This is a genomic window from Paraburkholderia sp. SARCC-3016 (genome assembly GCF_031119615.1).
GTDB lineage: Bacteria > Pseudomonadota > Gammaproteobacteria > Burkholderiales > Burkholderiaceae > Paraburkholderia.
On record NZ_JAVHZD010000040.1, the window covers coordinates 1 to 23,165 of the forward strand.

15 protein-coding genes and 3 pseudogenes are annotated in these 23,165 nt (G+C 60.4%); 8 read left to right on the forward strand and 10 right to left on the reverse strand.

What is annotated here, in order from left to right; translation table 11 throughout:
* Positions 1-954 precede the first annotated feature (954 nt).
* From QYH69_RS30695 to QYH69_RS30720, 6 genes and pseudogenes are all read right to left on the reverse strand, one after another.
* On the reverse strand, positions 955-1,878 hold the full coding sequence (locus QYH69_RS30695; protein WP_308835437.1) for a pirin family protein: 924 nt from the start codon (positions 1,876-1,878) through the stop codon (positions 955-957).
* Positions 1,879-2,151: 273 nt separating this feature from the next.
* A complete protein-coding gene (locus tag QYH69_RS30700) occupies positions 2,152-2,274 on the reverse strand; it encodes a hypothetical protein (protein ID WP_308835490.1) in 123 nt (40 codons plus the stop codon).
* A gap of 11 nt (positions 2,275-2,285) precedes the next feature.
* Positions 2,286-2,498: pseudogene (locus QYH69_RS30705) on the reverse strand (carboxymuconolactone decarboxylase family protein); the annotation flags it as partial.
* 206 nt (positions 2,499-2,704) lie between these two features.
* Positions 2,705-3,307, reverse strand: coding sequence for an NAD(P)H:quinone oxidoreductase (gene wrbA / locus QYH69_RS30710; RefSeq protein WP_308835438.1), 603 nt, complete (start codon positions 3,305-3,307; stop codon positions 2,705-2,707).
* Between the two features lie 674 nt (positions 3,308-3,981).
* Positions 3,982-5,658, reverse strand: coding sequence for a GMC family oxidoreductase N-terminal domain-containing protein (locus QYH69_RS30715; RefSeq protein WP_308835439.1), 1,677 nt, complete (start codon positions 5,656-5,658; stop codon positions 3,982-3,984).
* Between the two features lie 436 nt (positions 5,659-6,094).
* A complete protein-coding gene (locus QYH69_RS30720) occupies positions 6,095-7,063 on the reverse strand; it encodes a phosphodiester glycosidase family protein (protein ID WP_308835440.1) in 969 nt (322 codons plus the stop codon).
* An 857-nt stretch (positions 7,064-7,920) separates the two neighbouring features.
* Here QYH69_RS30720 and QYH69_RS36175 point away from each other — a divergent pair.
* Both QYH69_RS36175 and QYH69_RS30730 read left to right on the forward strand, forming a co-directional pair.
* Positions 7,921-8,079, forward strand: coding sequence for a hypothetical protein (locus tag QYH69_RS36175; protein ID WP_374992530.1), 159 nt, complete (start codon positions 7,921-7,923; stop codon positions 8,077-8,079).
* 414 nt (positions 8,080-8,493) lie between these two features.
* Positions 8,494-9,453, forward strand: a complete 960-nt coding sequence (locus QYH69_RS30730; RefSeq protein ID WP_308835441.1) for a VOC family protein — start codon at positions 8,494-8,496, stop codon at positions 9,451-9,453.
* Between the two features lie 297 nt (positions 9,454-9,750).
* Here the strand turns inward: QYH69_RS30730 and QYH69_RS30735 are convergent, their stop codons facing one another.
* Both QYH69_RS30735 and QYH69_RS30740 read right to left on the reverse strand, forming a co-directional pair.
* Positions 9,751-11,298, reverse strand: coding sequence for a phosphodiester glycosidase family protein (locus tag QYH69_RS30735; protein ID WP_308835442.1), 1,548 nt, complete (start codon positions 11,296-11,298; stop codon positions 9,751-9,753).
* Positions 11,299-11,988: 690 nt separating this feature from the next.
* Positions 11,989-12,165: pseudogene (locus tag QYH69_RS30740) on the reverse strand (SDR family NAD(P)-dependent oxidoreductase); the annotation flags it as partial.
* Between the two features lie 7 nt (positions 12,166-12,172).
* Between QYH69_RS30740 and QYH69_RS30745 the strand changes: the two are divergent.
* The 3 genes and pseudogenes from QYH69_RS30745 (at position 12,173) to QYH69_RS30755 (ending at position 16,298) form a co-directional block, all read left to right on the forward strand.
* Positions 12,173-13,089: pseudogene (locus QYH69_RS30745) on the forward strand (LysR family transcriptional regulator).
* A 79-nt stretch (positions 13,090-13,168) separates the two neighbouring features.
* Positions 13,169-14,674, forward strand: a complete 1,506-nt coding sequence (locus tag QYH69_RS30750) for an ATPase domain-containing protein (RefSeq protein WP_308835443.1) — start codon at positions 13,169-13,171, stop codon at positions 14,672-14,674.
* 10 nt (positions 14,675-14,684) lie between these two features.
* Positions 14,685-16,298, forward strand: a complete 1,614-nt coding sequence (locus QYH69_RS30755; protein ID WP_308835444.1) for an ATP-binding protein — start codon at positions 14,685-14,687, stop codon at positions 16,296-16,298.
* 138 nt (positions 16,299-16,436) lie between these two features.
* Here QYH69_RS30755 and QYH69_RS30760 read toward each other — a convergent pair whose 3' ends face one another.
* Complete coding sequence (locus QYH69_RS30760) at positions 16,437-17,843, reverse strand: MFS transporter (RefSeq protein ID WP_374992531.1); 1,407 nt, start codon at positions 17,841-17,843, stop codon at positions 16,437-16,439.
* A 193-nt stretch (positions 17,844-18,036) separates the two neighbouring features.
* Positions 18,037-18,993 (reverse strand): AraC family transcriptional regulator, encoded by a 957-nt coding sequence (locus QYH69_RS30765; protein ID WP_308835446.1) that lies wholly within the window; start codon positions 18,991-18,993, stop codon positions 18,037-18,039.
* Positions 18,994-19,299: 306 nt separating this feature from the next.
* Between QYH69_RS30765 and QYH69_RS30770 the strand changes: the two genes are divergently transcribed.
* The 3 genes from QYH69_RS30770 (at position 19,300) to QYH69_RS30780 (ending at position 22,875) form a co-directional block, all read left to right on the forward strand.
* A complete protein-coding gene (locus tag QYH69_RS30770) occupies positions 19,300-20,166 on the forward strand; it encodes an oxidoreductase (protein ID WP_308835447.1) in 867 nt (288 codons plus the stop codon).
* On the forward strand, positions 20,159-22,360 hold the full coding sequence (locus tag QYH69_RS30775) for a molybdopterin cofactor-binding domain-containing protein (protein ID WP_308835448.1): 2,202 nt from the start codon (positions 20,159-20,161) through the stop codon (positions 22,358-22,360). Before QYH69_RS30770 ends, QYH69_RS30775 begins: the two co-directional genes overlap by 8 nt.
* 62 nt (positions 22,361-22,422) lie before the next feature.
* On the forward strand, positions 22,423-22,875 hold the full coding sequence (locus QYH69_RS30780; RefSeq protein WP_308835486.1) for a 2Fe-2S iron-sulfur cluster-binding protein: 453 nt from the start codon (positions 22,423-22,425) through the stop codon (positions 22,873-22,875).
* Positions 22,876-23,165 lie beyond the last annotated feature (290 nt).

Sequence of the window (23,165 nt, forward strand, 5' to 3'; positions counted from 1 at the left end):
TAGCCATGTCGTTCTGTGAGCCAAGGAGTTGGTAGAATGTTTTGTCTTCCTAAGACCGCTTGGCCTCCGACTTGCGCAACCTTGCTCTAAATGTATGCTGCGCGGTGAAAGACCATTATGCAACCCCATCGCTCATAACTATGGAAGCCGGGCGACTACTGCCCCGACATATAAATGGCCTTCCCTCTGCTAGCAGATATTTTCCAACACCCCGCAACTTGCATTGAACGGGATATGCGCCACGGGCGAAGTCATTGATAGCAGGCCAACCTCATCATGGTACGCACCGATGGTCTCGGCATTTTCCCCGTCAATAACGCAATTGCCACCGTTGTACAGGCGGTCGAACGCTCAGACGTCGACAAGTAATGGTGGCCGGAGCGATGCGCAATCGCAACGAACTACTTGTTGGCTCGGCCTCTCCCGGTTGGCCCGCGACGTGGAGGCGTCGCGCGCGTGGCTCGCCCAAGCTAGCGGTCGTCAAAGTGGCTTGTTCAATTCAGCATGACCCGGCGTCCAACCCCATGTTATGGAATGGCATTAAACCTCTGCCGACGGCCATCAAATATGTTTGATTCCAGCCGGAAACATGCGGGTTTGCATGTTCGCGCGCCGGTTACGACCGGTGACTTTGACAATGATGCGCCGCTCGGGTGTGACGGTGGGCTTGGCTCATGGTTCCTCTCCAGATCCGCAGTCTCACTGCCTCCGGCGGCGCTAGTGCCGTATGCCGCCTAGTCCTAACGGCAGCAGCAACTGGTAAACGAGATCGGAAAGGCCTTGAACCAACGATCAGCCTCGCCTATCCGTGCAGCGATCAGATAATCTCTTCAAGCGGTCGCAGTGGTCGGCCGGAGCGCCGTGCCGCTCCCACAATAACGGTCAACCAATCGAGCGCACGCGTGCCCAGTCCAACGCGGCAAGACCGATCCTCGCGGCGTGCTGGCAATGACATCAGTCGCTAACGCTGACGCTCTTTGTCACAGCCGACATCTGGCTTGCGACGTGGATGGCACGTTCGTGCGTCAGCCGGCCCTCTGCGCACAGCTGTGCTCCCACACGAGCGATCTCCTGCTCACCGCGGTGCAAAGCCGCCGTGTTTGTATGCACGGAATAGTAGCCCTCGACCAGATCGAAAGGACTATGTGCAGCAGATCCCAGTACAAAACCGCAGTTCTCCCTCGCAACAAAATCAACGCTGCGCTCGGATTTCTCGAAGATCACCATCTCCCCTTCCGAAACTTGCTCACCTGCGTCGAGCGATCCGGAATATAGGGAGATCCACAGCACGTCATGACCTTGGGGTGGGGTGTAGCGCCAATTCTCCCCTTCGCTCAGACGAACATGCAAATAAGTCATGGGCTGCGGTACGCTGATCGGACTTTCCTGGTCGTTCAGACAACCCAATAAGACCTGAGCGGGCCCTTCAGAAGGCACTTCTTCTGGTCGCAGAAACATTTCGGACGGCGCACTCAATTCAAGCGCTGGCGGCAGCGCAACCCACAGTTGATACGCCCTTGCCGCTCCGCTGCTCCTTACAGAGCCACCATGCCATACACCACGACCAGCCTGCATCCATTCGACGCCCCCGGCCATGATTGACCTCGGCCGTCCCTTGCTGTCGTGAAGGTGCAGCGATCCTCCCACGAGCGCCGTAAGCGTCGCGATGCCCGAATGGGGATGCAGAAGGCCTTCAATTGATAATGCCGCTGAGAGTTCGACGTAGTCCAGGAACACAAAGGGCTTGATCAATTGTCCGATATCCGAAGGGCTTGCCAATCGAGTGATCGGGCCGGTGCTTTTTCCTTTAGTCCGTTGCAGAACCCGACGCGCTCGCTGTGAGTCGGCTGTTACTCGAGTGCCCGTTGTTGATTCCATTAGCGTCCCTTCCGTCAAAATAGAGATGACTCAGCGTTTATTCTTAAATCTGAAAATCACGATGCAGCAAGAAATCCGCTTGTCGACCAGCATTGCCGCTCTTCTTCTAACAGCTGTAGGAAGCTCTTATTCCATTTTACGATCGTAGACCGTATTGATTTTTGTCATCGTTGCCAAAATAACCGTCGATCGGGGCCACGCGGCGTCATCGGGTACAGAGCCTTGCCGTGTAAGGTTCGGGCGAGCCAATTAAACCCGTCATCCATGAAAGGCCTAAGGCAAGAAATAAACTTTCCTCTCACAGGTTTTACCCTGCACGTGCTTCAACACCGCGGCCTTGCCTTCGTCCGACGGCGCGAGATGGAACACGAGGCCGGCGCCGGACCAGCTCGACATGGACCGCGCCGAGCTCGCTCCCGTTGATCGAACAGTGGCCCGGCTTCCCGCCATGCCTGCAACAAAGCGAGCCGCTCGACCTTTTCTCCGCGTTCCAGGAGGTCACGCATATGCGTGTCGAGGCAGTATGCGCAGCCATTTATCTGCGACACCCGCAAATAGACGAGGTCAACCAGAATCGGCGAGAGCTTGGTGCCCGATACATATCGGTAGGCTCCGGCCAAGGCTTTGGCGCCAGCGGAATTCGTACAGGCGCATCGTCAACCTGGCTTTCGATCGTGCCCGACAACAGATATACGTATATGAACGCAGAAGCGCGCATTGAAGATGCAGAACGTCGACGCCGACGAGCCGGATAATGGCTCGGCAGCGGCGCGAGATTACTTTCTAATAGCGACTCCGTGCAATTCAGGATCGCCAGAATGGCAAGTCACGAGGCGATTTTCGCCGCTATCTGCGCGACATGCTTTCCCTGGTAACGAGCAATGTCGAGTTCATTCGCACTCGGTTGGCGGCTGCCGTCAGCGCCTGCGACGGTCGTCGCGCCGTAAGGCGTGCCGCCAGTAATTTCGTCCATTCTTGTCAGGCCGGCACACGCGTACGGGACGCCAACGATGACCATTCCGTGGTGAAGAAGCGTCGCATGGAACGACGTGATGGTAGTTTCCTGGCCGCCATGTTGCGTGCCGGTCGAGGCGAACACGCTGCCGACCTTGCCAACCAGCGCCCCCTTCGCCCAAAGTGCTCCGGTCTGGTCAAGGAAATTGCGCATTTGCGCGGCCATGTTACCGAAGCGAGTCGGAGTGCCAAAGATTATAGCGTCGTATTCCGCAAGTTCGTCAACAGTCGCAACAGGCGGTAACTGGTCCAGCTTGATGCCAATGGCCCTCGCTTGCTCGGCCGCAATCGTCTCAGGCACGCGCTTGACCGTCACAGTCGTCCCGGCGACGGACTTTGCACCTTCAGCGATGGCATTTGCCATTACCTCTACATGACCATAAGACGAGTAATACAGCACCAGAATTTTGGACATTTTAATTCCCTAAGTCTTCAGAAGCGATGAGAAGAAGTGGCTCAACGGCATCGACTAAACGATCGCGTATGCCATTCGAGCTGGGTGGAGAAACGTGCATCGGTCCTGGGCCGCACCGATGATTGCACCTGCTAACCGAACCGAGCGGTAGCGAACCGAAAGATTACGCGAACATCATGCGTAGTCAATTAGGTCTCGGGTTACAATCTGTCGCGTTTAGATTGACAATGAACGTCTTCGGCGCGCCATGCATTTTTGATGCTCGCGTGGCTACCCAGCCCGCATCCCTGGAGTTCGACCTGATCGACTTCTGTCGCAATGAAACGCAGTTGTTCGGCGCCGACAGCACGAAGCTCGGGGTCGCTGGACAAACACACGTATGAATGCCTCGCGATCGACATGGCCGCACCGATTCGCTCGGGGGCGCATGATTACGAGACCATTCCCGCGCTATACCTGAAGGTCGGGGAAGCGGCATGCGATCGATACGGAGCCCACGATGGTCCGGCCAATGTCACCAGCGAGGTGTGATTCTCGCGGGTGGCGCCGGCCGCAATGAAGATGCGTGTGGCGTGCGCCCTTCCCCGAGACAGCTAGAGTGACGCAGTGATCCCACTCGGCAACCGATCGCCAGCTCGATATGCCGAGTTCATTTCACTTTGCATCCCTATATGCTATGCGTGCGCATGCCCGCGTTCGTCGTGCGATTGTCCGCGCTCTTCACGCGATCGCCCGAGAATCATGTCCGCCGCCTTTTCGGCGATCATCAACGTCGGTGCGTTCGTATTACCGCGCGTCGCTTGCGGCATTACCGAGGCATCAACGACACGCAAACCCGTCACGCCACGCACCTTCAGCTCGGGATCGACAACGGCCATGTCGTCGACGCCCATCTTGCAGGTTCCTACCTGATGGTAACCGGTGTTGGCAGCTTTCCTCGCAAAGGCCAGCCATTCAGCGTCTGTCTGAACGCTGTTGCCGGGCGCGACTTCGGTGATGCCCCAAGAACTCAACGAAGCCTGGCCAATCACGTTCCTCACGGCCTTCGATGCCCTTACCACTACATCAATATCGTGCGGATGGGAATACACCCGCGGATCGATCAACGGGTAAATGGCGGGATCGGCGCTTACGAGCGATACGCGGCCGCGGCTCCTGACCGTCAGGCAACTCGGCAGCCCAACGAACCCTTGTGTCACAGTCGGAAAGCCTGGAATCGGAAACGTATTTGTCGAAAGAAGGAACTGCACGTCGCAGGCATCGAGTTCAGGCAAGGACCGCATGAAAATATTCGCTTCCTGTCCGGTCGTCACGGAAGGGGTATTAGCCAGGCTGGTGCTCCAGAGCATTGGGCTTGTCGCATGGTCGTGCAAGTTTTCACCGACGCCTGGCAGATCGGCCACCGTTTTGATTCCAAGCGCGGCGAGGTCTTTCGCTGGACCGATGCCAGAACGCATGAGCACGGCCGGTGACATGATTGACCCGCAGGCGCAGAGCACTTCGCGATCTGCGCGCGCCGTCAACGTCTCACCGCGATGCATGAACCTTACACCTTGAGCATGTCCATGCGCGATCTCAATTCTGTCAATCAGCGCATTGACAATTACTGTTAGATTCGGATGGTTCATGACTGGCTCGACGTAGCACGTCCATGCGCTGGCGCGCATGTTGTTTGGAAACATCGTCATCTGCGACTCAGAGATACCCGTGCTGTCCGTGCCATCGTTATAGTCGCGGCGGAAATCGAACCCTGCCTCGATCGCCGCCTGCACGAAATCCCGCGTAAGCGGCGTGAACTGCGGACGCCCGATCTGCATCAGGCCATGATGGCCGTGCACACTTTGAGGGTCGGGCAGATTGAAATGCTCGATTTTACGGAAATACGGTTCTATGTTCCGATATCCCCAATCCGTTGCGCCGCCTTGAGCCCACGCGTCATAATCTTGCGGCTGACCGCGACACCAGATCATGCCGTTGATTGCGCTGCTGCCACCTTCCACTTTCCCGCGCGGCCAAAAGATGCTCTGGCCATCGGCGGATGTCTGCGGCGCGGTCGTGAATGCCCAGTCGACGTTGCTGCCATATAGGGTGCCGACTTCCGACGGAATGTGTATCGCGGGCGAAGTGTCTTTGGGCCCGGCTTCCAGCAACAGCACGCGGTGGCCCGCATCGATGAGACGACGGGTGACCACGCATCCTGCCGACCCGGCACCTAGCACGATAAAGTCGTAGTGGCCGCCGGCCGAGTTCTTGCCATTAGCGAACGACGGTAGTGACTTAGCCAGCAGCGGCAGAGCCGAGACTGTTCGCAGCGCACCGCCTAGAAAGCTGCGCCGCTGTTCATTGTCCAATTTGCGGTCAGACGACGATTGATTAGGTAAACTTGATATCGGATTGGAATGTTTTGACATATTGGCGTTGAATCTCGGTTTTTGATTTAAAGGACAAGTCTTGTACGAAAGATATTTCCGTATTGCAGTATCAAATCAATATTTGCTGAAGCCGAGCGTGGAGCAATGAGAACAGTGCGATTGCGCCTTCATTCTTTGCCCGGACAATCCTTTCAAGACCATCGGCGATCAGTTTCATCCAACGCGTCAGCGCGTTGAGTAACGCCGATCACATGGGCGCATGTGAACGGCTCTGCGCAACGCCAGCCTCTCCGACGCTCGCGCCTAATGTCTTGGCTGATGCGGGCGTCCGGAGAGTCCGACGAAAAATCTAAAATGCGCGTTCAGGAGGTGCCTCCTGTCAACGAGTTAGCCATCATCTTGCAGTAGCAGACGATCAGAAATGCGGTAGGTCCGGCAGCGCCAGCGCGTGAAAACCGAACCCGACGGCATCAAAGCGCTCGACTCCGCCGCTCGGCGTGTTCACGATAAAAGGCATTCCGATCCGGTCCGCCCGCACGAGCTCCGTCGAGCCGCCACCGTCCAGGTTTATCGCATCCGTGGCGCCGATGGCCTTCATCAGCTGGGCCGACTGCTCGTTTGTCGTACCGGTCGAGTAACCGGGCACGCGGCCGTCGATGACGACCATGTACAGGAAGCGTCCGTTGTCCGACAGACCGACAAGCGTGCGTGGATTGGGGTTCAGCGGGTCGCCTTCATTGGGGCTTTGCGCGCTTACGTCCTGTCCGTTCTTCAGTAGAATCGCCGAACCTGCAATGGCCGTTTGTATCACCCGCAGCTCCGCCTGCGAGATTTCGGTCGCCTGCGCGATGAAAGCACGGTTCTGGCGCGTAACCGCAAGCACGGCTTCACTTTGCGTCGGATCGCTCGTCAAAGGGCTCACGACATTTCCATTGGACACCAATAGGCCAATCACGGTCTTTGGCTCCGGCTGGGCGTTGCAGCACGGAGCAAAGAAGTTGCCATTGATCGCGCCGCGCACACCGGTGCGCGCCGCGAATTGCGCAATCGTTTCGGCGGTCGTATTGAGTGGACCACTGTGCTGCGTCGTCTCGAGTGACACGCCGGGAGCGAGCAGGTCGACGCGCATCACATACGCGCGGCTGATAGTTGGCGGTCCACCCGCAGTGGCCGGATTCGACGGCACGGTCCCGGTTTCTGCGTCGACACCGACGTAGATTGGAGAGTAGCCGCTCTGTGTGATCTCCCTGGTCGGGTCAGGAATCCTGAAGCCTTTTTTCGCAGCATCGCTTTGCGCGAGCGCGCAAAGCGATGCAAGGCCAAACGTGGTAGCGACAACGATGGTTTTTAAACTCGATGATACGTTGGGATAGGCACGTGCCATGTCGGTAGTCTCCGCGGACTAACGTTGAGAAGCGATTGCTGATTTCTGCGGGAGTGAACGTTATGAGCTGACTGTGACCGTGTTGTGATAGCTGACGGACGTTTTTTATCGTTGTCCGTCAGTCATTTGGCGATGCCTGAAACGTTCACGTCTGCCGCCCACATCGCAACGCGTGAAGTAAGTCAAAAAAAAATGGTTTGTCTCCGCTGTTCTGAAATATTTCGCCAAAACCGAGGCCGAAAATGACAGGAAGGGAGACTTAGGACCGTTGAACCAAGGTGTTGCCCGCGTTGCATCGTCGCGGCGGCGGCATACGCCATATCGATGCCCTTCGGCCCGCAGTTCAGCACTGCGTGTTTCGAACAGATAGCTCGAGTTCGCTACCTTCGTACGGATGGGGAAAGTATCGAGGTCAGGTACGCCATACTTGCCGTCTGGCGACGAGTAAAACGAACCGTCGAGCGGTAAGTATAAGGAGATGATGCAATCTCGCGCTTGTTTTTCCGAAGCGTTCTGCCCGTTTGAACTTGCGCAATCTGGCAACGCAAAGGGACCTTCCTCGATCGACGCAAAGTGTCGCGAGCTAACAGCGAAAGTTCAAATCAGGCACGCTGACGGATATCGACACGCTGCAGGCCGCAGGAAAGCTGGCACCGAACAATCCCAACGGTAACGAGACTTCGCCGAACATCAGTGGTGCCGCGGTCTATGGCGTGGCAACCCTGCTGCCGAATGTCGGTGCCGTCATGCTGACGAGCGCACTGTCACAGCCGTTCCGCCTCGACCGCGCGCAGGTGAACACGAAAAATTAGAGCCACGGTTACGCAACGGAACAGCTCGCTACGGACAACGGCAAAATGGACGCGTTCCCGCTTTTCACGTCGGCGGGTAGCGTTCTCGCCGGCGCCAGCGGCTCGTTCGGATCGGCCGCGCAGGTGCCTGGCTACTTCGACGGCAATACCGTCACTGCGTTATGGAACTACGCACAGCATTTCGCGATGAGCGATAACGCGTGAACCGACACATTTGGCCCATCGTCGCCGGGCGCGGTGGAAGTGGTGTCCGGCCAGAGCAACGGCATCCAGATGTTCAAGACGACGTCCAGGACCGACGTGAGCCTCGGCACGCCGGTCACGGGCACGACGTCGCGATTTTGGTCTATTGGTTGCGCCAACACTGGCGGCGCTCGCCAACGAACCGGAACCCGCTATTGGTTGAGGCAGATAGCCGCGTTCGTCCCAACGGAGGTGCGGGCGCCGCGCAGGCAATGACACGCCATTAGGATCACATCCGCCGGAATAGGTTGACGCTGCAGCGCGTTATGTAGTGGACACAACGCGATTCGAGCAATCACGAACTGTCCGGGATGTCGGACGAAGCATCCATGCTTATAAAGGCAAACACATCATTGGCTTATATCAAGGCAGGTCATGACAGAACCTAACGCAGCAATTCGCCGGCATCACCACGTCACGCTGTGCGTTGGCGATGCACAAGAAGACTATGATTTTCACACCAAGGTTTTGTCGTTGAAGAGCGTCAAGAAGACAGCGCTTTACGATGGCGCAGTGCCCATCTATCACCTGTATTACGGGAACGACCATGGCGAGGAAAGCACGTTGATCACAACGTTCCCGATGCGCCAGTCCGGACGAAAAGCAAGAAAAGGGACGGGCCAGATCAACGTAGTGTCATTGTCCGTGCCGGTCTCGGCGCTTTCATTTTGGCGCCAAAGATTGAAGAGTTACGGTCTGTCTTACGTTGAGTTTGAGCGCTTCGGCGAGCGTGGCGTGCGGCTTCAGAATCCTGGTGGTATCGAATACGAACTCATCGGTATTTCGGACGACAATCGCAAGCCCTACTCCAACGGAGAGGTGCCGACCGACCTCGGCGTGCGTGGGACGCATTCGGTCACCGTCAGCGTTCCGACGATGACGCCCTCTGAAGAATTTATGCAGTCTGGCTGGTCCGCGCGTCTGGTGGACACCGACGGCGATTATATGCGTTATGCCTTCGGTGACGGCGCTCCAGGAAAGATCGTGGACTTCCGTGTTCAACCCGGTCTTCAGCCGGCAAGTTGGACGTTTGGAGAGGGCATCGTCCATCACTGTGCTTTCCAGGTCGACGGACATTCCGAGCAGATGAACGTTAAGGCACGCCTTGAGGGCCTCGGTTTCACCGATACCTCGGAGCCCAAGGATCGCGGTTACTTCGATTCCATCTATGTACGCACACCTGCGGGTGCGCTGTTCGAGGCGACGGTGTCAAAGCCGCAAGGCTTCACCATCGATGAACCCTACGAAGAACTGGGGAAGACCTTTAAGGTTCCGCCCGCCTTCGCTGCACGAGAAAAGGAGATCATGGCCTATCTGCAACCGCTGAAGTACTGAGCAGTAATCGGTCGCATGATCAGGCGAGGCGGTTTCCGCGATCGACCAATAAGTAGTGGAGACGGTGTTAGCTGGATCAACCAGAACCAGGCAAAGCTATCACACATGTGCTTCATTTCTGTCGACGTCAGTGCAGCCTCAGCAAACGAAGAGCGCTCCGTCTTGGACGTGGGCGCGCTGCTCCGGCGTTTCCGCAACGTCATTCCAATGCTTCGTATCCCGAAACACGGTCCGGCGCTACATACGAGGCCGGCACCACACTGCCGACCTATCCCGGGCGACACAGTCCCAATCGGATCAACTGCCGGTCAAGACAATCGACGTGGCCACAGCACGCTGAGTCGGGTTTGCGGGCGTATTGTCCGATGGATGGCCGACATCGATGCCATTGACGACCATCGCGCTTGAGCCGCCGCCATCGAGATTCAACGCATTGACTGCCCCCATCCATTGCATAAGCGCTGCTGTCTCCTGCATTGATGTGCCGATCGCGAGGCCCGGCTGCCGTCCGTCAGTTTCTGCTAGCAGAATGGTGCCATCGGGCGCGACCCCTATCATCGTGCGTGGATTGCGCGCGTTGACAAATCCCCAGTAGAAACTGGAACGATCGATGCCGGCAAATGTAGGATTGAACCCGTCAGCCGCCGATCTTTGTATCACGCTTGCAGCGGGCAGCAGCTCGGGGCCAGCTGCGGCGAGCGACATACCGGGGGCAAGCGCTACAGGGTTGGTGCCCGACAGCTCCTGTTTCTTTACCGACAACATCGTGCCCACGGGCGCATTCTGCTGAAGCCACGTCACGCTCGTACCTAGTGCCTGGAGCACGTAACCACCGGCCGGGACTGGAGCGCCAAGCGTCGCGCCTGCCGAAAGCACCTTGCCCGTGGCATCCACCAGCACTTCGAACGTGTCGCCCTTGTAGCCTGGGTCGACTGTCACACCGGAGGTCCGTCCGCTCGCAAAATTGCCGTCGTATAGCACGAGATCGTTGTCATTGACGCAGGTGAAGTCATGGGCACGAACGGCCGAAGGTGCGGCTCCCGGGCTTCCGCAGCTGAAATGTTGACCAAGAATTGCGCTGTTAATGCCGGTGACCGATGCACTCGCACCCTGGCTGTTTGTCACCGTAACGACGGACGACAGGTTCGAAAGGAACGATACAGTCGGGTGACCGTTGACCTGCATGAACGTCACGCCTGCCTCGCCAGTCGCTGACATACCTTCCAGGTTACCGTCGGAGACAATTGCACCGGCCGGGCCCTTTAATTCGTCACCTGCGGCGTTGTCGTTGGTTGACCAGTAACCCGCGTTGATCCCGACGATACCGCCGAGTCGCCCCACCGTCGCCTGCGGTGTCTCTCCGCCGAGGCCCAGGATTCCCCCGGCCGCGGACGAATTCGCGCCAGCAATGATGTTTTGAAGGTTTCCCTTGAATGACGGGGAAATAGCAGTGATGTTGACGATCCACGGGCCTGTTGACGCAGGGTTGCCATCAAGAGCAGTACTACGAACAGTCGGGACGAAAGCGTTTTGGGTGGCGGCAGCGATGGATGTTGCCTCCGCCTGTGCCGCCGCCTGTGTCGTGAACTGCCCAACAGAGACGTTGAAACCTAACTGGCTTCCGTCAGGAGCAAGCCCCGCTGAATCGAATCGAACCTGCAAACCTAAAGCAGTCATTGCCGCAACCGCAGGGGCGGCCGAGGCCTGATCCTTTGCGAACTCCACTGTCACCGTCCAAAAGTCGGTTGCAGCAGCTTGTCCCCGGGTGATCTGGTAATAGGTGACGCCGGGACGTATCTGTTCACTTGTACGGACTTCCGCAAGTCCGGACGGCCCCAGTGGCATTTCTGCCGTCGGGAGCGACCAGCTTGCGTTAGCGACGCTTGCCGTCGGAGGAGATTTTGAATCGCTTCCGCAAGCCGAAAGTATCGACGTCGCCGCTGCAACCACTGCTAGCGTTACGGCAGAAATGCCGCCATACGCAATATTACGAGCACGCATAGTTTTAGGTTTACTTGATTGAAGATATGACAGGTATGCGTAATTCGCACGTTTGAGCAAAAAAGGCCTTCATCGCCCTTATGCCATTCGCATTTTGTATTTCTTCTTGTTACATCAAAAAGATGAAACGCCGACACTTTCCTTTAATAATAAGGATGCCTTAATTAGACGTTCGAAGAAAATAATCTGGAATCGGTGATCGATGTCTTGCCGCGCTCGCCAGACCGCCAACTGTCCAATCCTTAGGAGTCGTGCCGCCACTTCGTCAACACAAAATGACGTGGCTATTGATATCTAATGCGATGCCATGAGAGCGGGTGCGAAGATAGCGCACAAAGGGATGCTTGCGAACGTTCATCGTCACGATGCGGGCATTTTACGACGCCGTTCCAATGAAGGGCGGAAAGATCTCGGCTATGCGCACCGATCTCGGTGCGCGACGCGCGCTTGTCGAGGCGAGTTCTCAGTCTGCAGACAATGGACGGGCGGCTTGCGCGCCTCCGGGAGCAACGTTCCCTAGCTGCAGATTCCCCACTGTCGATCCTTGAGGTCCAGAATCCAGCTGCGCACGAATGCGCGTACCGCGGCCTTCGAAGCGGAATACACGCTGAATGCGGCCGTGCCCGCGCTCCCGGCCGTCCAGCCGGTGAGAATTACCGATGCGCCTTCCGCAAGCAGCGGCAGCGCCTTCCGCACGGTGAACAGCACACCCGGGGTTATGCCAAGGTTGCCTGACTTCGAAGGACTCGCCATGCTTGCCAAGGTGGCTGAGGAAGGATCGTTTGCGGCTGCGGCGCGAACGATGGGGATGTCCGTAGCGACAGTGTCGCGCGGCGTCGCCCGTCTCGAAGACCGGCTAGGCGCGCGCCTCTTCAATCGCACGTCGCGACAGCGTTCGCTCACGGAGGTCGGCCGGACGGTTTGCGAAAAGGCCGGCGAAATCTATCGCCAGGCGGAAGAAGCGGAGAGCGCTGCCCGCGAGATGTCGCTGCAGCCGCGCGGTGTTGTGCGCCTCGCCGCACCGATGTCGTTCGGCCTTCGCTGGGTCGCGCCGCTGCTGCCAACCTTCTTTCGCGCGTATCCCGAGGTGTCGATCGATTTGCATCTGTCAGACGTATCGGTCGATCTGGTCGCCGATGGTTTCGACGCGGCGCTGCGTATTGCGGCGCTGCCGGATTCTTCGCTGGTGGCAAGGCGGCTATGCGCGGTGACGCAATACGTGGTGGCGTCGCCCGCGTATCTGAAGCGCGAGGGACGGCCTGTGCATCCCCGTGAACTGGTGGATCGCCCTTGTCTGTCATATGCATATCGTGCGCGTAGCGATATATGGCACTTCACGAACGACGCAGGCGAGGTCGAGCCGTCATGCCGACCGGGCCGCTACGCGTGACGAACGCCGATGCCTTGTTACCCACGCTGCTCGACGGCCTGGCGATCGCGGAACTGCCGGAATTCATTGCCGGGGAATATCTCGCCGATGGCCGCCTCGAAGCGATTCTCACCGACTGGTCACTGACGAAGGGCGGACTCTATTTCGTCACCCCGTCGGCGCGCGCGCGGCCGGCGAAAGTCAGCGCGCTGTCCGATTACCTCGCCCTGCACCTCTCCGACCCGTCGTGGCGATGGCCAAAGTAATGCGCGCGCCCTCGACACTGGCTTGGTGGCACGGAATGTGCAAGCTGTGAACCGCGCATAGATTTCCGAGAGTCCAAATATGCACAAAACCAACCGCACAGCCGTATCGCTGCCTGCGCGAATATCCACCGGCGTAGCCGGGCTGGATGACGTACTCGATGGCGGCCTTATCGAAAACCGCGTTTACCTCGTCGAAGGCGTTCCGGGGGCCGGAAAAACTACGCTGGGCCTGCATTTCTTACTGGACGGATTGAGGCGTGGAGAAACGGGCCTTTACATCACCCTTTCCGAAACCGCGGCGGAGTTGCGCACGGTGGCAGCCTCCCATCACTGGTCGCTAGAAGGCTTGCATATTCACGAGCTGGTTAGCGAGGACGGGCTCTCATCGGACGCCCGGCAGTCGATATTGCACCCGTCCGAAGTCGAACTCGGCGAGACTGTCGAGGAAGTCAAACGCAAAGTGCTCGATTTTCGCCCCCGGCGGCTGGTGTTCGACAGCCTCTCGGAGTTACGTCTGCTGGCGCAGGATGCCTTGAAATATCGACGCCAGGTACTCGCGTTGAAGCAGTTCTTCTCGACCCAGGGTTGCACAGTATGGCTACTGGACGATAAGACCTCGCAGCTCGGCGACCTGCAGTTGCACAGCATCACCCACGGCGTGATCGAACTCGATCAGAGAGTGCAGGAGTATGGAATCGAGCAGCGCCGTCTGCGCGTCGTCAAGATGCGCGGTGTCAAATTCGCGGGCGGACATCACGACTTCAAACTGGACACCGGCGGCATCACGGTTTATCCGCGGCTTGTCGCGGCTCAGCACCGTCGCGAATTCGGGGACTTGCCGCAGACGACCGGCGTGCCCGAACTGGATGCGCTGCTCGGCGGCGGCCTGGCGCCAGGAACCAGCACATTGCTGGTCGGCCCCTCCGGCGCGGGCAAGACCACGACGGCGGTGCGGTGCGCGCTCGGCGCGCTCGAGCGCGGGGAGTGTGTCAAATACATGCTGTTCGATGAAACGCTTGGCACCCTGATGTCGCGGTCGAGGCAATTGAACATGCCGCTCGATGCGTACATCGAGAGCGGCAAATTGTTGCTGCAGCAGATCGATCCGGCCGAAATGTCGCCCGGCCAGTTTATCGCGCTGGTGCGCGAGGCCGTCGAGCAGGCGGGCGCCACAATGGTCGTCGTCGACAGCCTGAATGCCTACATGCAGGCGATGCCGGGGCATCGCTATCTGCTGTTGCAGATGCATGAGTTGTTGAGTTATTTGAACCAGCAGGGCATCACGACGCTGATGGTGCTCGGTCAACATGGGCTGATCGGCAACGTTGCATCGGAAATCGACCTCAGCTATCTGAGCGATGCGATGTTGGTCTTCAGGTTCTTCGAGAGCGCGGGCGAGGTGCTGTCGGCGTTGTCAGTTCTGAAGAGCCGCACCAGTTCGCATGAACGCACGATCCGCGAATTCCGTATCGATTCCGGCGGCCTGCGCGTCGGGCCGCCATTGAAAGACTTCGAGGGCGTGCTTGCCGGACTGCCGACCTATCGCGGCGGCGAGCCGCTGCTCGGTGCGCGGCCGAACGACTGAGGAAGAGTGCTTGGAAGAGCGGATTCTCATCATCGCACCCCAGGGCCGCGACGCCGAAGTCGTCGCGCGCGTGCTGTCGGATCATGGAATGCGCTGCGTTGTCTGCGTCGATGTCGCGCATCTGGTCGCACAAATGCATGAGGGTGCCGCGTGCGCGTTGATCGCCGACGAAGCACTCGATATGCAAGCGCTGAGCTCGCTTGGCGCATGGCTCGGCTCCGAACCGCCGTGGTCGGACTTCCCTTTCGTGTTGCTCACCGGTAATGGCAAGAAGGGCATGCTGACGTCGGAAGCGCGCCGTCTGGAAGCGCTGGGCAACGTCGTCCTTATCGAACGCCCTGTGAGCCGCGGAGCGCTGGTAAGCGCCGCGCGCAGTGCGCTAAGAGCGAGACGCAGACAGTACCAGGCGCGCGCGATGATCGCGGAACGCGTGGCGGCGAATGCGCAGCTGGTGGTCGCGGCCCGTCAGAAGGACGAGTTCCTTGCGATGCTTGCGCACGAGTTGCGCAACCCGCTCGCGCCGATTCGCAATGCAGCGGAAACGATCCGGACCGTCGATGCGTCGCTGCCACCGCGGGTACAGTGGGCGCGCGAAATTATCGAGCGGCAAAGTCGCCATCTGGCAAATCTGCTCGAAGATCTGCTGGATGTATCGAGAATCACGACCGGCAAAATCACGTTGAAGCGCGCGACCGTTGAGCTCGCACCTATCCTGACTGCCTCGGTCGAAGTCGCGAGATATTCCATCGAAGCGCGCCGGCACACGCTGCGCATGGAGTTGCCGGACAAGCCGGTTTATCTGGATGCAGACCCGACGCGCATGGCGCAGGTCTTCGGCAATCTGCTCGACAACGCGGCGAAGTACACGCCGGATGGCGGGATGATCGAAATCGGCGTCAAAAACGACGGCAGCAAGGTTGTCATATCGGTCAGCGACAACGGTACGGGCATTTCGCCGGAAGAACTACGCGATGTCTTCGAGCTGTTCTCGCAATCGAACCGGGCACTCGATCGCGCCCAGGGTGGCCTTGGAATAGGGCTCTCGGTTGTCCGATCGCTTGTCGGTATGCATGGCGGAAGCGTTGCCGCACATAGCGACGGGCTCGGGCACGGCACGCGCCTGTCGGTCACATTGCCGGTCGTGCACGCAACGCCGGCGACGGTGCATACACCGTCGCCGGCGCAACGCGCGGCACACGATCGCCTGAAAATACTGGTTGTAGACGACAACGTCGACGCAGCGAGCTCGCTATCCCTCCTTCTCGAAATCGAAGGCCACCAGCTACGCACAGCGTTCGACGGACCTCAAGCGCTGCACGAATGCGAGCGCGATGTGCCTGACATTGTGTTGCTGGACATTGGACTGCCCGGCATGGACGGTTACGAGGTTGCGCGCCGGATCAGGGCGATGCCCGCGATGGCTCATGCCGTGCTGATCGCCGTCACCGGATATGGTCAGGTCGATGATGTGATGCGTTCGAGGGCCGCTGGCTTCGATCATCACCTCGTCAAGCCAATCGAGCCCGACAGTCTGATGACGCTGTTCAACAGCGGGCGCGCGCATCGAGCCGATACGCGGGAAGCTCAAACGTCTTGCGATGTCGAGGGGCGGCTCCGCGGTTGAGCTTGGCGGTGACGCTTAGGTGACGCTTAGGTGACGCTTAGGTGCCGCGCGCCACGACATCGACGCGTACGGCTTTCGGAGCGTTTTGGCTAAGCTGGAACCCGCGCTCGTTATGAGACGAGCTGACTGGTGAACCGGTCAGTTGCTTTCGGCCCCTCTTTTTGCAGGGCACAGCTCTCCGAGCTTTTTCGGCGCGGCGTGGACGCGCCACCATGCGAGCATGCATGCGATCGCGAGACACGCCACGAAAATCGCAAAGCCGATGCGCAACGACCTTGCCCAGTCGCCTGTCAGATGCTGGACGATGCCGAGCCCGGCCACGCCCGCAAGCGCGCCGATCTGCCTGTTCGCATTCAGCACTGCGGCGCCGATATTGGCATTGCGTTGACCCGCCTCATGCATGACGGTAGCCGTCATGGCCGGCACCGCGAAACCGACTCCGAGGTTGACCAGCGCGATGGGCACGATCAACCAGCCAAACGGTAGCCCTGTACCGAGCAGCGCGACGGCAAGCGATGCAATGGCCGCGAGTCCGATACCGCCGAGGAGCAGCCTTCGGCTACCGAGACGTGCGGACAGATGCCCCGAACAGAAATTGGCGACGGCAAACACCGCCATGACAGGGAGCATGCGAACGCCGGCGCCGAGCGCGCTCTCACCGTCGACTTTCTGTATAAACAGGCTCAACACGAATATCTCGCCGAAGACCACGACGTTCATGCACGCACCGATCCCGTTGAGCGCCCAGAACGTGCCATTGCGAGCGAGGCCTGCGGGAATGACCGGAGTCGACGAGCGTCGTTCGCGGATGATGGCGAGCAGCAGTACGAGCGGCACCAGCAAGGCTGCGCCAATGATCGCCGGGCTGGACCAGCCGAACCCGGGCCCTTCGATCAGCACGAAGCTCAGTGCGGCAAGCGCGATCATCACAAGCGCATGGCTAGGCATGTCGAGCGCGTGCGATTTGCGGCGCGACGCATGCAGGAACGCAAATGCCAACGCAATGCCGATCAGTCCGACCGGCAGGTTCAGATAGAAAATGCTGCGCCAGCCGTAGCGATGCACGAGCACGCCGCCGACGAGCGGTCCCGACGCGAATGCAACGCTGACGATCGCGCTCCATATCCCGACGATCTTTGCGCGCACATGGCGGTCTTCGAACGACTCGGTCAGCAGGCTCAGCGAACTCGGGACGAACAGCGCGGCGGCCATCCCTTGAACGAGGCGCGCGCCAATGAGCACGGCGACGGATCCGGCTGCGCCGCACAGCGCCGACGCGCAGATGAAGAGCACAAGACCGATCATGTAGACGCGTCGCGCGCCAAGCCGGTCTGCCAGCGCACCGCCAAGCAGAAGCAGCGCGGCGAAGGTCAGCGTGTAGCTGTCGACAACCCAGACGAGAGAGGCAAGCCGTACCGAGAAGTCACGCTGGATATCGGAGAGCGCGACATTGACGACAGTGACGTCAAGCATCGCCATGATGAAACCGCACGAGACGGTGAGCAGAATCGATAGCTGCCTGGGGCGTGAAGGAAGCGGGGACATGTAGGGGGCAGATAAATCGGAGACGCCCTGCGCACACGATGCGAAAGCCGCATGAAGGTGACGGGCGTGGCACGTATGATAGGGCATCTGTCGAAGGCTTGCTGCGGAGCAGCTTCGACGTGCGGGCGATGGAGTTCAACGGCGACCGTATTTTTTCTGTCGCGCTGCGCCGTGGTTTCGCAGCCTTAGCCCTTCAATCGACCGGTGCGAGCCGCACGTGGTTTGCATCCGCATCGAGTATCGTTCTGACGTCCCGCTTCGGTGACGTACCGAACATGCGGCTGTATTCGCGGCTGAACTGGGTCGCGCTTTCATAGCCGACCCGGTGAGCGGCGGTACCGGCATCGATGCGCTGGTTGATCATCAGCCGACGGGCCTCGTGCAAGCGCAAGCGTTTCTGGTACTGCAGCGGGCTCATGGCGGTCAGCGTGCGGAAATGCTGATGAAGCGTCGACTCGGCCATGCCGACTGAGTCCGCCAGATCCTTGATACGAAGCGGGTGCGTATAGTTCTGCCGAATCCAGCGCACCGCTCTCGCAACGCGGTTGCTTTGCGTATTGAGATCGACCGCCTGGCGCAGCCGGGCACCCGCTCCACTCGTCAGCACCCGGTAGAGCAATTCGCGCTGCAGCGGGCGCGCGAGAATCGGCACATCCTCGGGCGTATCGAGCAGTTCGACCAGCCGCAAAGTCGCGTTCGCGAGCGGCGGCGTGACCGGCCCGAGTGCCATTCCGGTTTCGGGCGATGCCGCTCGCAAGCCGTGCTCATCGACTTCCGTGATCAGTTCGCTCGCCAGCTCGAGATCGATATTGAGCTTGACCGAATAGTACGGTGTGCTTGGGGACGCATCGAGCACCTGTACGATGGTCGGAAGCCCGATCGCGGTAAGCAGGAAGTGACTTTCGTCATAGACGTACGTCTCGTCTGCCAGCACGACGCGCTTCGAACCGCTGGCAATCAACGCGAACGAAGGCTCATACAGATACGATGAAGGTTCCGACGGCCGGCTGGTGCCATGTATGGTCAGCCCGGACACTGGCGTTTCGCTCTCGCGCCTGTCGCCGAGATGCCGCGCGATGATGCTCGCCAATCGCCCGCGAATGTCTGCGCACGGATCTACCTGCCGCGCCAGCGTATGAATAGAAGCCATCTGCCGATCTTCCCGTTGTCTCGTTGCCTGCCGGATCGCGTCGCTAGCATGGGGCTGCCATTCCGTCGTTTCCTTCCGACGGTCCACGCGATTGCCGGATCCTCTGGCGGGTTGCTCCAGTATAGGATGCCGGCCGCCCGTTCGGTCGCGAATCCTTGCCCAATCCGATACAAGGTTTGCTCATTACTTCAGCCAGCGAGCACATATCGCATCGGGCAAGAACGACGATGTATCGGGCTACCGCCGGCCAACGCTGCCGTACTAGATTCTTCTCGATGGTGCAGACCGTTTGACGGAGAAAAACATATGAGCAGCTGGTTGATCACCGGAGCCAATCGCGGCTTCGGACTCGAAATTGCGCGAGCAGCGCTCGAAGCGGGCGACCGCGTTGTCGCGACCGCACGCAAGCCTGAATCGATTCACGCGGCGCTTGGCCGTTTCGGCAACCGTCTTGCGGTCGTGCCGCTCGACGTAACGGACAACGAGGCCATATCCGCAGCAGTCGACGCCGCGCTCGAGCGCTTCGGCCGCATCGACGTGCTGGTGAACAACGCAGGCTATGGTCAGCTCGGACCGTTCGAACTGGTGTCGCCGGAAGCGATCGCGCGCCAGTTTTCGACCAACCTCTTCGGCGCGTTCGCGCTCACGCGGGCAGTCTTACCGGCGATGCGATCGCAGCGCTCGGGACACATCGTCAATATCTCGTCGATTTCGGGCATCAAAGGCTTCGACGGATCGTCGATCTACTGCGCGTCGAAGTTCGCGCTCGAAGGCTGGTCCGAGTCGCTCGCCGGCGAACTGGCGCCCTTCGGCATCCGTACGACGCTCGTCGAACCCGGCCGGTTTCGCACCGACTTTCTCGATGCAAGTTCCGTCAGCCACGGCAACTTCGCGATCGACGACTATGCCGACTATGCCGCCCGACGCAAAGCCGAACTCGATGCCGCCAATCATCGCCAGGCTGGCGACCCGGTTCGGCTTGGCCGCGCTATCGTCGAGCTGACGCGCGCCGCGCATCCGCCCGTGCGGTTCGCCGCCGGCCGGGAAGCGTATGACGTACTGCTCGAGCGGGCCGGGCAACTGGAGGCGCAAGCGCACGCGTGGGCCGACCTGTCGTTATCGCTCGATATCGACGAACCAGGCCCGCTCGCCAACGCGACCCGACATGCCTGATCCGACACTGGACCCATCGCGACGCCGCTTCCTCGCGGCAGTGCCGTGCCTGATCGTCGGCACCGCGCTGCCATTTCGCCGCGGCTTCGCGCGCGAAACCGCGACGACGCCCGATACGTTCGTACCGAATGCATTCGTGCGCATCGGCGTAGACGACGTCGTGACGGTGATCAGCAAGCACATCGAATTCGGCCAGGGCGCGCACACCGGCATGGCGACGCTCGTCGCCGAAGAGCTCGATGCGGACTGGTCGACGATCCGTGTCGAAACCGCGCCGGCGGACCGGGCGATCTACGGACACCTTCTGTACAAGTGGCAAGGCACCGGCGGTTCGAGTGCGATTGCCGAGGCACACGAGCAGATGCGCCGCATGGGCGCGATGGCGCGTTCGATGCTGGTGCAAGCTGCGGCAAAACAATGGCGAGTCCCCGCCGACGAAATTCGCACCGGCAACGGTGTGCTGACCCATCCGGCAACGGCACGCCGCGCACGATACGGAGAATTCGCCGCACTCGCGTCGCGCATGCCGCCGCCCGACGCCGCCGCGCTCGTCCTGAAGCGGCCCGCCGAATTCCGTCTGATCGGCAAGGTCTCGTCGATGCCGCGCGTCGATTCACGCGCGAAATGCAGCGGCCTCGCGCACTTTGCGATCGACGTCCGCGAGCCCGACATGCTGACCGTGACGATCCGCAAGGCGCCCCGCTTCGGCAGCAAGGTAAAGTCGTTCGATGCCACGCGCGCGCGCGCAATACCGGGCGTTGTCGACGTGCGGCAGGTCGATACGGGCGTGGCGGTCTACGCGAACAGCACATGGGCGGCAATCCGCGGCCGTGAGCAACTGGACGTGCAGTGGGACGAAAGCGGCGCGCAGTCGCGCGACTGCGCGGCGATTCTCGAGCATTTCCGCCGCGTCTGCGTGCAACGGGGCGCGGTCGCCGCGCAACGCGGTGACGTGAGCCGCGCGTTTGCGCACGCCGACAAGGTCGTGGAGGCCGAATACACGTTCCCATATGTCGCCCACGCGCCGATGGAGCCGCTATGCGGCTATCTGTTCTGGGACGGCAGCCGCGTCAGGGCGCGCTACGGCTGCCAGATGACGACATTCGACCAGCAGCAGTTCGCGCGGCTATTTAACCTGCCGCCCGAGCGCATCGAGATCGAGACGACCTATGCGGGCGGCAGCTTCGGCCGACGCATCGACCTCGGCAACGAGGTGCTTGGCCCCGACTTCGCAGCCGACATGGCTGCCGCCGCAAAAGGCATCGGACCAGGACGCGGCGTCAAACTCGTATCGACGCGCGAGGACGATATCCGCGGCGGCTGGTATCGCCCGATGATCCTGCACCGCATGAAGGCCGCGATCGTGAACGGCCGCATCCGTGCGTGGCACAACACGATCGTCGGTCACTCGTTCGGCGTCGATAGCGTGCTCAATTCGAGAATGCCGGGCGGCGCCGACGCGCTGATGGTCGAAGGCGCGGCGAATATGCTCTACGACGTTCCCGACTTTCTCTGCGACGCCCACATCTTGCACGATCGCATACCGACGTCGTCGCTGCGTTCGGTAGCGAGCACGCACACCGCCTTCGCCGTCGAACGCTTTGTCGATGAAATCCTCGACAGCCTGGGCCAGGACGCGGTACAGGGACGGCTCGCACTGCTTCACCATGCGCCGAGGGAAGCCGCCGTACTCGAGGCGGTGGCCCGCGCCGCGAACTGGCGCGGCGGACGCAGCAGCGAGGGCCGGGCGATGGGTGTCGCCGTGGGCCGCGCGTTTCACACCAGCGTCGCGCAGATCGCCGACGTATCGATCGGCCCCGGTGATGTGCCACGCGTGCATAAGGTGTGGTGCGCAGTCGACTGCGGCATGGCGGTCAATCCCGACGTGATCCGCGCGCAAATCGAAGGCGGCACCGGCTACGGTCTCGGCGTCGCGCTGTTCGGGCAGATCGCGCTGCGCGACGGCCGCGTTGTGCAGTCGAACTTCCACGATTACCGCGTGCTGCGGCATGACGAGATGCCTGAAGTCGAGGTAATTATCATGCCGTCGCAAGAACGGCCAACCGGGGTCGGCGAATTAGGCGTGCCGATGATCGCTCCCGCGGTGGCAAATGCGCTTGCCCGCCTCGGACACCCCCGTTCCGCGCTTCAGCTCCCGCTCGGCATCGCACCGCCAGCGCCCGCCTCCTCATGAAAGGCACTGCCATGAAACCCGACGACGCAGAAGGACAGACGTTCACGTTCAGCGTCAACCGGATGCCGGTCCGCTTTACCGGAGATCCGCACATGCCGTTGCTATGGTTGCTGCGCGACGAGCTCGACCTCGTTGGCACGAAGTTCGGTTGCGGCATGGCGATGTGCGGCGCGTGCACCGTACATCTCGACGATACGGCGGTGCGCTCGTGCATGCTGCCGCTCGCGCGCGCGGCGGGAAAGTCGGTGACGACGATCGAAGGCGTCGCCCATACGCCGGTCGGCGACGCCGTGCAACGGGCGTGGGTGCAACTGAACGTCGCGCAATGCGGGTATTGCCAGTCGGGCCAGATCATGAGCGCGAGCGCGCTGCTGCGCGAAAATCCCGCGCCTACCGACGCGGACATCGACGCCGCGATGGGCGGCAATATCTGCCGGTGTGCGACGTATCGAAGGATCAAGGCAGCGATCCATTTTGCCGCGCAAACGCTGCGCGACGCGCGTCCGGGCAGATGAGCCGCCGCTCGCACAAGCTCATCGGCGGCGTGTTCGCAGCCGCTGTGCTCGGCTTCGCGTATGTCGCCGCATACGTCGCCGCATACGTCGCCGCATACCCGCCGCGCGCGCCGGCAAGCGAACCCGTTGCTCCGGTATCAGGCGCGGCGCCCATACGCGAACCAATCGCGCGCGGAGAATATCTCGCCCGCGCGGCCAATTGCCTGACCTGCCACTCCGCGCCCGGGCGCAAGCCTCGCGGGCGGCGTTCCCTTCGGGCTTCCGTTCGGCACGCTGTACTCGACGAACAT

Excerpts from the sequence above, each read along its gene's own strand:
- QYH69_RS30695 (WP_308835437.1), bottom strand. The coding sequence starts at position 1,878 with ATGGAATCAACAACGGGCACTCGAGTAACAGCCGACTCACAGCGAGCG.
- QYH69_RS30700 (WP_308835490.1), bottom strand. The coding sequence starts at position 2,274 with ATGTCGAGCTGGTCCGGCGCCGGCCTCGTGTTCCATCTCGCGCCGTCG.
- wrbA (WP_308835438.1), bottom strand. The coding sequence starts at position 3,307 with ATGTCCAAAATTCTGGTGCTGTATTACTCGTCTTATGGTCATGTAGAG.
- QYH69_RS30720 (WP_308835440.1), bottom strand. The coding sequence starts at position 7,063 with ATGGCACGTGCCTATCCCAACGTATCATCGAGTTTAAAAACCATCGTT.
- QYH69_RS36175 (WP_374992530.1), top strand. The coding sequence starts at position 7,921 with ATGGACGCGTTCCCGCTTTTCACGTCGGCGGGTAGCGTTCTCGCCGGC.
- QYH69_RS30730 (WP_308835441.1), top strand. The coding sequence starts at position 8,494 with ATGACAGAACCTAACGCAGCAATTCGCCGGCATCACCACGTCACGCTG.
- QYH69_RS30735 (WP_308835442.1), bottom strand. The coding sequence starts at position 11,298 with ATGCCACTGGGGCCGTCCGGACTTGCGGAAGTCCGTACAAGTGAACAG.
- QYH69_RS30750 (WP_308835443.1), top strand. The coding sequence starts at position 13,169 with ATGCACAAAACCAACCGCACAGCCGTATCGCTGCCTGCGCGAATATCC.
- QYH69_RS30760 (WP_374992531.1), bottom strand. The coding sequence starts at position 17,843 with ATGTCCCCGCTTCCTTCACGCCCCAGGCAGCTATCGATTCTGCTCACC.
- QYH69_RS30765 (WP_308835446.1), bottom strand. The coding sequence starts at position 18,993 with ATGGCTTCTATTCATACGCTGGCGCGGCAGGTAGATCCGTGCGCAGAC.
- QYH69_RS30770 (WP_308835447.1), top strand. The coding sequence starts at position 19,300 with ATGAGCAGCTGGTTGATCACCGGAGCCAATCGCGGCTTCGGACTCGAA.
- QYH69_RS30775 (WP_308835448.1), top strand. The coding sequence starts at position 20,159 with ATGCCTGATCCGACACTGGACCCATCGCGACGCCGCTTCCTCGCGGCA.
- QYH69_RS30780 (WP_308835486.1), top strand. The coding sequence starts at position 22,423 with ATGCCGGTCCGCTTTACCGGAGATCCGCACATGCCGTTGCTATGGTTG.